General features: G+C 36.8%; 11 protein-coding genes and 2 riboswitches. Of the genes, 6 read left to right on the top strand and 5 right to left on the bottom strand.

The genetic code is table 11. The features are described from left to right. Positions 1–203: 203 nt before the first annotated feature. The 4 genes from K9V48_RS10745 to gcvT form a co-directional block, all read right to left on the bottom strand. Positions 204–890, bottom strand: coding sequence for a MerR family transcriptional regulator (locus K9V48_RS10745; RefSeq protein ID WP_224139006.1), 687 nt, complete (start codon positions 888–890; stop codon positions 204–206). 395 nt (positions 891–1,285) lie between these two features. Beyond that, positions 1,286–2,743 carry an aminomethyl-transferring glycine dehydrogenase subunit GcvPB gene (gene gcvPB / locus K9V48_RS10740; RefSeq protein WP_224139005.1) on the bottom strand — a complete coding sequence of 486 codons (1,458 nt, stop codon included), beginning with the start codon at positions 2,741–2,743 and terminating at the stop codon, positions 1,286–1,288. Further along, positions 2,736–4,082 carry an aminomethyl-transferring glycine dehydrogenase subunit GcvPA gene (gene gcvPA, locus K9V48_RS10735; protein WP_224139004.1) on the bottom strand — a complete coding sequence of 449 codons (1,347 nt, stop codon included), beginning with the start codon at positions 4,080–4,082 and terminating at the stop codon, positions 2,736–2,738. The genes gcvPB and gcvPA overlap by 8 nt, the downstream gene beginning before the upstream one ends. Before the next feature lie 123 nt (positions 4,083–4,205). Continuing rightward, the gene (gcvT, locus tag K9V48_RS10730) at positions 4,206–5,309 is read right to left on the bottom strand and encodes a glycine cleavage system aminomethyltransferase GcvT (protein WP_224139003.1); all 1,104 of its coding nucleotides are present in this window, start codon (positions 5,307–5,309) and stop codon (positions 4,206–4,208) included. Between the two features lie 257 nt (positions 5,310–5,566). Continuing rightward, a riboswitch (glycine riboswitch) is annotated at positions 5,567–5,659 on the bottom strand. A gap of 337 nt (positions 5,660–5,996) precedes the next feature. On the opposite strand from gcvT, the gene K9V48_RS10725 reads away from it, so the two are divergent. The 5 genes from K9V48_RS10725 (at position 5,997) to K9V48_RS10705 (ending at position 10,566) form a co-directional block, all read left to right on the top strand. After that, positions 5,997–7,673: a DEAD/DEAH box helicase gene (locus K9V48_RS10725; protein ID WP_224139002.1), complete on the top strand. Its 1,677-nt coding sequence runs from the start codon at positions 5,997–5,999 to the stop codon at positions 7,671–7,673. Positions 7,674–7,818: 145 nt separating this feature from the next. Next, entirely contained in the window at positions 7,819–8,616 is a 798-nt protein-coding gene (locus tag K9V48_RS10720) for a YqhG family protein (RefSeq protein ID WP_224139001.1), read from the top strand. Between the two features lie 476 nt (positions 8,617–9,092). Beyond that, positions 9,093–9,175: riboswitch (cyclic di-GMP riboswitch) on the top strand. A 31-nt stretch (positions 9,176–9,206) separates the two neighbouring features. Continuing rightward, the gene (locus K9V48_RS10715) at positions 9,207–9,362 is read left to right on the top strand and encodes an anti-repressor SinI family protein (RefSeq protein WP_438803885.1); all 156 of its coding nucleotides are present in this window, start codon (positions 9,207–9,209) and stop codon (positions 9,360–9,362) included. Between the two features lie 121 nt (positions 9,363–9,483). Beyond that, entirely contained in the window at positions 9,484–9,819 is a 336-nt protein-coding gene (locus K9V48_RS10710) for a helix-turn-helix domain-containing protein (protein ID WP_111614097.1), read from the top strand. Between the two features lie 273 nt (positions 9,820–10,092). Further along, positions 10,093–10,566 carry a signal peptidase I gene (locus tag K9V48_RS10705; RefSeq protein ID WP_224139000.1) on the top strand — a complete coding sequence of 158 codons (474 nt, stop codon included), beginning with the start codon at positions 10,093–10,095 and terminating at the stop codon, positions 10,564–10,566. A gap of 203 nt (positions 10,567–10,769) precedes the next feature. Here the strand turns inward: K9V48_RS10705 and K9V48_RS10700 are convergent, their stop codons facing one another. Then, positions 10,770–11,387: a LysE family translocator gene (locus tag K9V48_RS10700; protein ID WP_224138999.1), complete on the bottom strand. Its 618-nt coding sequence runs from the start codon at positions 11,385–11,387 to the stop codon at positions 10,770–10,772. A 146-nt stretch (positions 11,388–11,533) separates the two neighbouring features. On the opposite strand from K9V48_RS10700, the gene K9V48_RS10695 reads away from it, so the two are divergent. Further along, positions 11,534–12,079: a helix-turn-helix domain-containing protein gene (locus K9V48_RS10695; protein WP_224138998.1), complete on the top strand. Its 546-nt coding sequence runs from the start codon at positions 11,534–11,536 to the stop codon at positions 12,077–12,079. The last annotated feature ends 44 nt before the right edge of the window (positions 12,080–12,123 follow it).

Below are 12,123 nucleotides of genomic sequence, written 5' to 3'. Positions count from 1 at the left end.
TTTACAGAGAGAGTTCCATCAATGGAGGTGTTACCACCCGTTAACTATATTGGATAAAACAATATAGTTCAATCTTCCTGTTTTGTCATAGAAAAGCCCCCTCCAAGCATTAGTGTAAGACCGCATAATTAAAATGGTCTTATAACACTGTCTACCTGCAGGGGGATATTCTCGCCAATCGACTTGAACGACCTTTTTACAGTTTATTTAGCAAAACCGATAAATTGTTTAATAAACGACAAGCCTGTTGATCTTTGCTCCTGTTTAATGCGCTCTTGTCTGTTTTGGTGCTGTTTAATAAAGGCCAAGAATCGTTCTTCTCGCAAATCTGTTTGATTTCGGAAAAGTTCGCGTTCACGGTGAACTTCTTCCTTAAATACTTCCCGTTCAACTACAGAGGCATCAGATAAAGATGAGATCATTTCCTGAACATCAGAAAATTCGATTCTTGCTACTTCCGTTTGCAGCTTAGCCGTTTCATTCACTTGTTGACTAATGGAAAACACAATATTTTGCTCTAGTTCTTTTAAGCGTGCATTCATTTCCAGAACTTGTTGCACCTCTGTCGAATCGATAAATGCTGTAATTTTCGAAAGAGACTCTTTGATTTCTGTGACGTCTTCCTGATCTACTTGAGTTTTCGAGGTAGCTATTGATCCATTTTGATTTTGTAAAAGCTGCTTTATTGTTTGTTCATCCATATTGCTATCTTTAAACGATTTGATTTTCCGTAAAATTTCGATATTTTCCATTGTTAATCTTCTTGCGTTCTTCTCATCTCGCTCAATGGTAATAAACTCTGAAAAATCTCTTTCCCACTCTTTTAATAAATATGTTTTTTCTCCAATAAGAGAAGCAGCTTTTGAAATCGTTACATACTTAATAGCCAATCTACCTCACCATCCCTTTATTTTTTCTTACTCTACTTATTCTTCAAGGGTGGTACCGTTTTCCTCCAAGTCGACAAAGCTTCTAAAAACTAGTCATAATGTTTGTGATTTTTTTGCTTTTCGCCAAGGAACCACAAAAAACTGACCTACTGTAAGGGTCAAACCCACACAGCAAGTCAGTTCTCACTTTATCCCACCTTAACGGGCAGTAAAACTCCCACTTCAAGATTCGAGAGAAGCAAAGAAGATAAGCGGGAGATAACTGCCCGTAAAGATCCGACGAAGGACAGGACGTCCAAGTCAGGCGAAGCCACAGGATGTGGCGTTTTGAGCGTGATAAGTCTCGCTAACCATCAGTGGGAGATGAAGAACCCCCCACTGATGGAAGTCTCACTTTATCGTTGGTATCTTAAAATTGGTTTTCTTGCAGCAGTTGTCTCATCTAAACGTTTTATGACGGTAGTATGTGGTGCTTCCTGAACGATTTCTGGTGTTTCTTCCGCTTCTCTCGCTATTTGAATCATCGCCTCAATAAATGAGTCTAGTGTTTCTTTTGATTCCGTTTCTGTTGGCTCAATCATAATACATTCTTCAACATTTAACGGGAAGTAGATTGTTGGCGGATGATAGCCGAAATCTAGCAAGCGTTTAGCGATATCAAGCGTACGCACGCCTAGCTTCTTTTGACGCTTTCCTGATAACACGAACTCATGTTTGCAATGCTGATTAAACGGCAAATCGTAATGCGGCTCAAGACGACGCATCATATAGTTTGCATTTAATACCGCATACTCTGTAACAGCCTTTAAGCCATCAGGTCCCATTGAACGGATATACGTGTAAGCACGAACATTAATACCAAAGTTACCATAGAAAGGCTTTACGCGGCCAATTGATTGTGGTCGGTCGTAATCAAAATGATAGCCTTCTTCTGTTTTAACAAGCACTGGCTTTGGTAAATATGGGATAAGATCTGATTTTACGCCAACAGGGCCAGATCCTGGTCCACCACCACCATGTGGTCCTGTAAATGTTTTATGAAGATTAAGATGGACTACATCAAAGCCCATGTCCCCTGGTCGTGCTTTACTTAATACTGCGTTAAGGTTCGCACCATCATAATAAAGCTTTCCACCTGCATCATGAACGATTTGTGCCATTTCTAAAATATTTGCTTCGAACAAGCCAAGTGTGTTCGGATTTGTTAGCATTAAGGCAGCTGTATCTTCACCAACAACACGTTTTAAATCCTCTAAATCAACTAAGCCATTTTCATCTGATTTTACAGTCACTGCTTCATAACCTGCAACTGTAGCAGAAGCAGGATTTGTTCCATGTGCAGAGTCAGGTACGATTACTTTTGTTCGTTTCGTATCATTATTTGCCTCATGATACGCACGAATCATCATTAATCCTGTCCACTCACCGTGTGCTCCTGCTGCTGGTTGAAGAGTTACTTCATCCATACCAGTGATTTCTTTCAAATGCTCTTGTAGATCAAACAATAACTCCATTGCACCTTGGACGGTTTCTTCTTCCTGCAGTGGGTGTACATGGGCAAGCCCTGCAATACGCGCGACATTTTCATTGATTTTCGGGTTGTATTTCATCGTACAAGATCCTAATGGATAAAAACCTGAGTCAACACCATGATTACGGTTTGATAACGCCGTATAATGTCTCATAATATCTAACTCAGATACTTCTGGTAGTTCAGCTTCCTCACTTCGAATATAATCATTTGGAATGAGATCATGTAATGACAATTCTTCAACCTCAAGCTCTGGTAAGCTATATCCGATACGGCCTGGTTTGCTTAATTCAAAAATTAATGCTTGATCTTGATTACTCATTGCCATCCCCCAATTCCATCACTAATGTGTCGATTTCTTCTTTCGTACGAAGCTCAGTTACAGCAACAAGCATATGATTTTCAAGCTCAGGATACACTTTACCTAAGTCAAAACCACCGATGATTCCTTTTTCTAGCAACTGTTTATTTACTTCACGAACTGGTTTTGTTAGCTTTACTACAAATTCATTGAAAATTGGTTGTGCGTACGGAACATCGAGTCCAGCTTTTATACATGCATTTTTCGCATAATTTGCTTTTTGGATATTTTGAATCGCCATTTCTTTTACACCTTGTTTACCAAGCGCAGTCATCGCTACTGATGCAGCAAGTGCGTTTAATGCTTGGTTTGAACAAATATTAGATGTCGCTTTATCACGACGAATATGCTGTTCACGTGCTTGAAGCGTTAAAACGAAACCACGCTTTCCGTTTTCATCTGTTGTTTGACCGACAAGACGGCCTGGAACTTTTCTTAATAACTTATTCGTTACGGCAAAATAACCACAGTGTGGTCCACCAAATGCAGTAGGAATTCCGAATGGTTGTGCATCACCAGCTACAATATCTACTCCAAATGCGCCCGGTGGTGTTAATGCCCCTAATGCTAAAGGATTTGAAGACACAACGAACATACTTTTACCTGTATGTGCAATAGGTTCAATCTCTTTTAACGGTTCAATCGCCCCGAAGAAGTTTGGATATTGAACGAGAACTGCTGCAACATCATCAGACATTTCCTGCTTTAGCGCCTCTAAATCTGTTACACCATTCTTAACTGGAACCTCAACAACTTCAATGTATTGTCCCTTCGCATATGTTTTAATTACATCACGTGATTCAGGATTTACCGCTTGCGAAACAAGAATTTTCTTCTTTTTCGTTTGACCAGCTGCAAGCATCGCCGCTTCAGCTAAAGCAGTACCTCCGTCATACATTGATGAGTTCGCAACATCCATTCCAGTTAGCTCACAAATCATCGTTTGAAATTCAAAAATAGCTTGCAGTTCCCCCTGAGAAATCTCTGGTTGATAAGGTGTGTACGCAGTATAAAACTCAGAGCGTGAAATCACATGATCAACAATGATTGGCATGTAATGATCATAAACACCAGCTCCTAAAAACGACGCATTGCTTCGTAAATCCTTGTTTTTAGCTGCTAATTGTGTGAGCTCCTTTAAAAGCTCCGTTTCAGATTTTGCCTTTTTAATGTTGTATTCGCCTTTAAATCGAACACTTTCTGGAATATCTTGAAACAGTTCATCAACTGATGGTACACCGATTACTTGAAGCATTTCCTGCTTATCTTGTTCCGTCATTGGTAAATAACGATGATTCATGCTTGTGAACCCCTCTCGTAGGTGAATATATTTAAATTTCATTGAAAATCCGGTCCAATACTGGGTGTGGAGAAGGTAATTTCTAAAAATACCTTCTTTCCGGTTAGACCAAACCACTTATGTTTATTTTTTCGGGCGTTTGTAAAAAGGTGTTGCCACCACAACAGCTTTCAATCTCTTCTTCCGAATTTGAACCTCTACTTCGGTTCCTAATTCGGAAAAATCAGATTTCACTAACGCTAATCCGATATTTTTCTTTAGCGTTGGCGATTGAGTACCTGTTGTTACTTCACCGATTTGCTCATCGTTAACAAATACTTCATAGCCATAGCGTGGAATTCCTTTGTCCAACAATTCTATCCCAACTAATTTTCGTGCTGGGCCATTTTCCTTTTGTTCCTTTAATACAGCTTTTCCATTGAAATCTGCTTCTTTATTTGGTTTTACAGCAAAGCCAATCCCTGCTTCAATCGGAGTAATATCCTTCGAAAGCTCCTGACCGTACAATGGTAGAGACACTTCAAAACGCAATGTATCACGTGCACCTAATCCACAAGGGACGACGCCTTCTTCTTTTCCAGCCTCTAAAATCTTCTCCCACAGTTCTATAGCATTAGCTGAAGCACAGTAAATTTCAAAACCGTCCTCACCTGTGTAACCGGTTCTTGATATTAATGCATTAACACCTGCAATTTTCACTGCATCATTAAATGTAAAAAATTTAATGTCAGATAAGTTTGTATCAGTTAGCTTTTGAAGAACCTGTTCAGCTAGTGGACCTTGAAGAGCAAGTAATGCAACGTCATTTGAAAGATCTTTAATCGTTACTTCACCAAAAGCATTTGTTGTGAGCCATTCTATATCTTTATCAATATTAGAAGCATTAACAACGAGTAAATAATCATTATCTGCTTTTTTATAAATAAGTAAATCGTCAACTGTACCGCCATCTTGATAGCACATTGCTGTGTATTGCGCGCCACCATCTTTTACTAACGAAACATCGTTTGTCGCAATCTTTTGTAAAAAGGCAAGACTGTCTGCCCCACGGACCTCTACCTCACCCATATGCGAAACATCGAACAGTCCAGCACGCGTACGAACTGCTTCGTGCTCTTCTTTAATAGAAGAAAATTGAACTGGTAAATCCCAGCCACCAAAATCAATCGTTTTTGCACCGTAGTTTTTATAAATTTCAAATAATGGTGTTCGTTTTAATTCTGACATGTTGGATAACTCCCTTCTATTTTTAAAATTGGAATGCTCACGAAGAAAATTTAGGATCAAAAAAAGGACATAGAACCCCCACTTAGTAATATGGAAGTCTCTGTCCTTTTAACCTGAAAGTTTACTCTATGTGACAGTGTTTTTTTAAAAGTATCTAGTTGGAAAAAATTTCCAACTAGATAAATAAAAAACACAATGTCTACATAAAGCTTTCCCCTTTGGTAGTTTGCAACAAAGGCAAACATTCTCCAGAGTCGCGTCAAATAAGAGTCTTTTTGCCTGAGAGATTCACAATTGTTTGCTCCTTCGGCTCTATATCACGTACCTATAGTATCTCCCCTTATTCTCACCCGCACATATTTAATTATCAAACTGGTTATACTTTTTATAACAGACTTTTCGACATTCAGACATTTTGACATTTTGACATTTTGACATTTCAGTACACATTAAAAGATGAAACACATTAGTAAGCATATGAAGAACAGAACTTTCTTACTTAATTAACATCCTACCATGTGATTTTCGTTTCGGCAATCCCTTTTTTTCTTAATATTTAAGATAAAATTAATCTATAATGTTCGTGTTTAAGGAAATATAAACACTATGTAAGGATAATATTTCCCTTTCCTATAGAAATAATGAATTTTTAAAGTACAGCCTAGAATATGAAAGGACTGTCATATTATGAATATAAAGACTAACTTTGATTCGTCATGGCAGGAAGGCTTTTTTGAAAAGCTTGAAAGTGATGGGCCTTGGTCCAACTGGGAACTCTATAAACTCAGCTTTGAAGTTCAACAGCATACGACAGTTCCCTCCTTTAAAGGCTTACAAGCACCAAAGCACCTTCCACACTTCACCCCACTACCACATCAATTAGAGGTTGCAGAGCGCGTCGTTGAAAAAATGAACGGGAAAGCTATTTTAGCTGATGAAGTTGGTTTAGGTAAAACGATTGAAGCTGGGCTGATTTTAAAAGAATATATGATACGTGGCCTTATCAAAAAAGTCTTAATTTTAGTTCCCGCTTCCCTCGTTTCCCAATGGGCACGCGAATTAAATGAGAAATTTTTCATCCCAGCGGTTGAACAAAAGAAGAGCTACGTATGGGAATCTTGTGATGTTGTTGTGTCTTCAATTGATACAGCAAAACGAAGCCCACATCGCGAAATCGTCCTTGATCAATCCTATGACCTTGTCATTATTGATGAAGCTCACAAGCTTAAAAATAATAAAACGAAAAACTATGAATTTGTCCAAAACTTAAAAAAGAAATATTGCTTATTGCTAACCGCGACGCCTGTCCAAAATAAAGTGGAGGAAATTTTCAATCTCGTTTCGCTGTTAAAGCCTGGACACTTAGGTAATGAAGCCTATTTTAATGAATCCTTTTCAGCAAAAGATCGGTCTCTGGAGGACCACGAACATTTACGTGAGCTCGTGAACAAAGTGATGATCAGAAATCGACGTGGTGACACTGGAATCGATTGGCCAAAACGCCATGTAGAAACAGTACCAATTGATTTTTCCGAAACAGAGCAAAATCTATACAACACAATTACAGCATTAAAATCGTATTCACAGTACGCTGCAAATACGTTTTCTATCATGACTTTACAACGAGAGGCATGCAGTAGTCGTGAAGCCGTTTACATGACATTAAAGAAAATGCTTGATCGTCCAGAGGAAGATGAAGCCGTTTTATCAATTGATGTCATTAAAGACATCATGATCGCTATCGATGGAGTGACACAAAACACAAAGGCTTTAAAGGTTGTTGACCTAATAAAAAGCATCGATGATAAAGTAATCATTTTCACAGAATATCGCGCTACTCAATTTTATCTACAATGGTTTTTACAGCAAAATGGAATTACGTCGGTTCCATTTCGCGGCGGCTTTAAACGTGGAAAAAAGGATTGGATGAAAGATCTCTTTAAAAACCGTGTCCAAGTGTTAATAGCAACTGAAGCTGGTGGTGAAGGAATTAACTTGCAATTTTGTCACAACATCATCAACTATGATTTACCCTGGAATCCAATGCGACTTGAACAACGCATTGGCCGTATTCACCGCCTAGGGCAGGAACATGATGTCCATATCTACAATATGGCCACAAGAGGCACAGTGGAAGAACATATCCTAAAACTGCTCTATGAAAAAATAAACTTATTTGAAAAAGTCATTGGGGATTTAGATGAAATTTTAACGAAACTAGAAATCAAAAATTTCGAAGATCACATCCAAGACATTATGTACCATTCGAAAAGTGATGGCGAGATGAAGATCAAGATGGAAAACTTAACCTCCATCCTTGATTATGCACAATATGCCCAGGAGCAAAGGAAGGTAGCTAAGTGAAAAGCTGCAGCGCCTTGAAAGGGCTAGGCGCTGCAGCTGGACGTCGCGCGCTTATCCACAGTACAAGAATTTTATAGTTTCCTATAATAGCACAAAACTATATCCAAAAAAGCCTTATTAAATATCATTGAAAGGTGGCATCCTCATGCAACAAGAGCAGATTCATCATTTTTTAGAAAGCTTCTTCACTGCGAATTCCTGTAATATCGTCGAAAATGAGCCTGGCTATCTAACCGTTCAACTAACAATCGAAATGGATAAAGAATTAATGAATCGACCTTTCTATTGGCATTATCTTGAAAAAACGAACGGTGCCCCTAATCCAATGAAACTAACATTAATCACCAATAAGCATCAAGTTCCTGACGATTTGAAAGGTGAGGTCATGCATTTCGGTGCCCCCCGCCTTCATCAAATTTTTCACTCAACCACAAGACTCGGAAGCTACATTCGCTTATTTGAAAAAGTCTCATCTACTGATGGAAATATTCCATTACATCCATGGCTCGGTGTCAATATCATCGTATCCTATCAATGCGATATGAAAAAAGATCAACACTACTCGATTGGCTTACATTTAGTAAGTGGGACATTAGTAGAAAACTTCCAAGAAAAACTAGAAAAGATCGAACTTACACCGAAAATTCCTGATCTTTGCTTTAATGTAATTCCGCTCATAAAACCACAAAGCGGTCTGAAACGAATCGAGCAATTTATTGAGCAAAGTATTAGTAGAGACAATCATTCCTGGGCAGATGCTGCAAGACAAAGATGGAATGATGACCTCGAGCTACTAGATCACTTCTATGAAGATGTAGATGAAAAACCAGACTGCTACCATTTGGAGAAAGAAGCTTTGCGCGAGCTCTATGAACCACAAATTAACGTGTCTGTGCAAAGTGGTGGAATCTTTTATTTAACCCCTCAAGCGATTTTTAGATAAAGCGAGACCATTAGTTGGAGTTTTCTTTATCCTCCACCTTCACATCTTTGATTACTCAAGCTTAGAGGTGGGGATATTACTGCCCGTTAATGCCGGATAAACGATTACTTTCTTTGAAGCGATTGGTTGAGCCAATTGCTTTATTTGGTTTTTATAAATGAATTGCATACCGTCCCCTATTCACCTTCCAAAAATTAACAACAAAAGTCGAAAATGAACTTTTACTATTATTAATTTTTTGTAAATTTCATGTTAAATACTAGGAAAAAATATCGTTTTTCAAAGAAAAAATTGGTATAAATGCCTATTTTATGTTACGATAATGTTACAAATTACAAATATTATTAAAAATTTAAACCCTTCGACATGTTTCTACATACTTCCTGATAATTCCTTTTTATAATAGAGTAGGAACATAGACACACTTAGAAAAAGGACTATAAGTAGAAAGTAATTATAATTTAATAACGTTTACATCAGTTAAAGGGCAAACCTATTGAAAAATAGGGACGCAAAGTCACAGGTCTAATGTTACTACGATGACGGCTGGACTGCCTGAAATACAGTCTAGTATTTTAGGAGGGAATAAGGTGAATATTGAAAGAATTAATAGACTAACGAAGGACCACCAGCTTGATCGTGAATGGGTTGAGATGATTTTAGAGGCGCTTGAAGTAGGTATTAGTGTAGATGAGATAAAAGACTTTTTCGCCAAAAAAGATCGCTCTGAACTAATAGTGAAATAAAACTTACCTATATATATTCACTCTTAGGGATCCTTATAAATTTTTTTAATAAAGCGTTCTCCATATAAAACATTACCTTCTTTATATGTTATACTAGTATTAATAAGGAAGGTGACTTGACGTGATTGGTCCACGAATTAAAAAATACCGAACTCAAAAGAATCTATCTTTATCTGAACTAGCTGAACGAGCAGGAGTTGCAAAATCATACTTAAGTTCGATTGAACGCAATCTCCAGTCAAATCCTTCTGTACAATTTTTAGAAAAAGTTTCAACTGTACTCGGTGTATCCGTGAACACATTACTCGACGAACAAAGCGAGACAGATCCAAAGGAACTTGACTACGAATGGACAAAACTCGTTCAAGATGCTATGAAATCAGGCGTCTCCAAAGAACAATTTCGTGAGTTTTTGGAATTTAACAAATGGAAGCTAAAGAATGATACTGATAACTAAGAGCATGTTTGGTGATTTTGATCGCCAATGATGCTCTTTTTGTTTGTATTTTTAAAATCCCCACAACTTATCTATGAATTTTGTCAAAAGTCATATTTTTTTGTCGGAAGATTTTTCTTTTCATACTATCTTTAGCCCTTTATAATCTGATATAGAACAAAAGGGCATGGATATATCAGATTATTGCTAAATATTTTTTACATTTGTTCTTAATAGAGGATATTTTATTAGGATACTAGTTCTCTCCAAATCTCTCATATAGGTTGGTGCGACATGCAGTTTAATAAAGACACAATTGACCTTTTCATTCAAACAATGCGAAATTACGGATGGATGGATTTACCTTCCTACAGTATGACCATGTATCCTTTTATTAAAAAGGGAAACATCTGCAGGTTTGTTGCTTTCGAATTAGATAAGGCTAAAAAGGGCGATATTTTACTATACCACTCTTCCTCAGGACAATTAGTTGTCCATCGTTTTTTGCAAGTTCAAGAAAGTGATAACCAGCTACAATTTGTTTTAAAAGGAGATTCAAACACTCATATGGATGAACCCATTGGTTCGGATCAAATTATTGGAAAGCTGGTTACGATTGATAACGATAAAAGGAAAATATATACGAGCGATTACACAGCGATATTTTGGGGCTATCTGATCTCAACTTATCCTATTTTTTCTAAAGCTCTTAGAACTTACTTATATTTTAAAAGAAGAGTCAAAACTAAATTTAGTGTTTCACTATAAATTTGAGCCAATACGAGAGAACAACGGTTTACCGGTTTGTCTTTACTGCCATGCTCTTTAAAAACAGGTTTGGATATTGAATCACTATCTAAACGAATTCTAGTATGTACAATATTTTGTTTGGTCTTATGTAACTATAATGGCAGGTTAGTTCAAGAAAGCAAAAAAACATTGGGTTATAATCCCAATGTTTTTTTATTATCTTAATGTTGTTTATCTAAGGCTAACTTTAATCCAAATCCAATTAAGACAAGAGCTGTTGCTTTATCCATTATCCTTTGCACTTTCGGAGACATAAGCCATACACGTAAATAGTTAATTAATAAGACGTAAACAAAAAACCAAGTGATGGATAGCACTGTATAAATAACGCCCATCATAATAAGTTGTTGAGTTGCATCTTCCCCTGTTTTCACAAATTGGGGTAAAAATGTTAAGAAGAACATTGCGACCTTGGGATTGAGTACATTCGAGAAGAGACCTTGTTTAAAAGCTGACTTCTTTATTTCTGGATTATTTTCATTTTCATCACTAGCAACTTTCTTTTTTGAGATGAGAGAAGATAATCCGAGGTATATCAAGTAGAGTGCACCAATATATTTAACGATTTCAAAAGCAACAGCAGATTGCATCAAAATAGCTGAAATCCCAAAAGCAGCAGCAAATGTATGAACCAAAGAACCAGTTGATAAACCTAGAGCCATTTTATATCCATCTTTTCTTCCATCTGAAATGGTCCTTTTTGTAATTAATGCTGTATCGATACCTGGGCTCATTACAACAAATAATGAAAGGACTAAAAATGTAAAGAAATCATTCACTTTCTTCACTCCTGACTTGTAAAATATTATATGATAAAATATGATTTAACAAACGTTAAATATAGTTTAACATAAATCCAATCGATTATTTATTTATATTTAATAAAATTAAATTATTTTTAATATTAACTTTAAGGAGTTATGTGATGGAAAACATAGATATTGGTAAAAAAGTTGAGAAATACAGAACAGCCAAAGGTTTGAGCAGTAGAGAATTAGCAAAAAAAGCTGAAATAACACCTTCAATGTTAAGTCAAATTGAACGGGGTTTGGCTAACCCTTCAATCCAGACTCTAAAGGTTTTGGCTAAAGCCCTCGATGTTCCTACCTTTAGTTTTTTACTTGAAGAAACAAATACCGAAGATTTAGTTGTTAGGTCAAATGAACGCAAAAAAATGGTTGTTGAAAACCTATCGTATGAGTTATTATCACCTGATTTTACAGGAACACTGGCTACTGCAATTATGAATGTTCCTCCTAATACATCCTCGTCTGACAAACTTTTGGAACACAAAGGAGAAGAAGTTGCTTTTGTATTAGAGGGGAAAATTAAAGTGTTTTTAGATAATGAAGAATACATATTAGAAACTGGTGATAGTGTCAAAATACCAGCATTTATGAAGCATAAATGGGAAAATAATTTTAATAAAAATGCTGTGATACTTTTTTCTGTGACCCCACCGGCTTTTTAAGTTTCTTGTTGAACAAGGGCTTTAATTGAAGAAATTAAATAGCT

The sequence above is a fragment of the Metabacillus rhizolycopersici genome (assembly GCF_020075705.1).
Note: the sequence above shows the minus strand (reverse complement) of the source record. Positions and strands in the feature narration are given on the sequence as shown.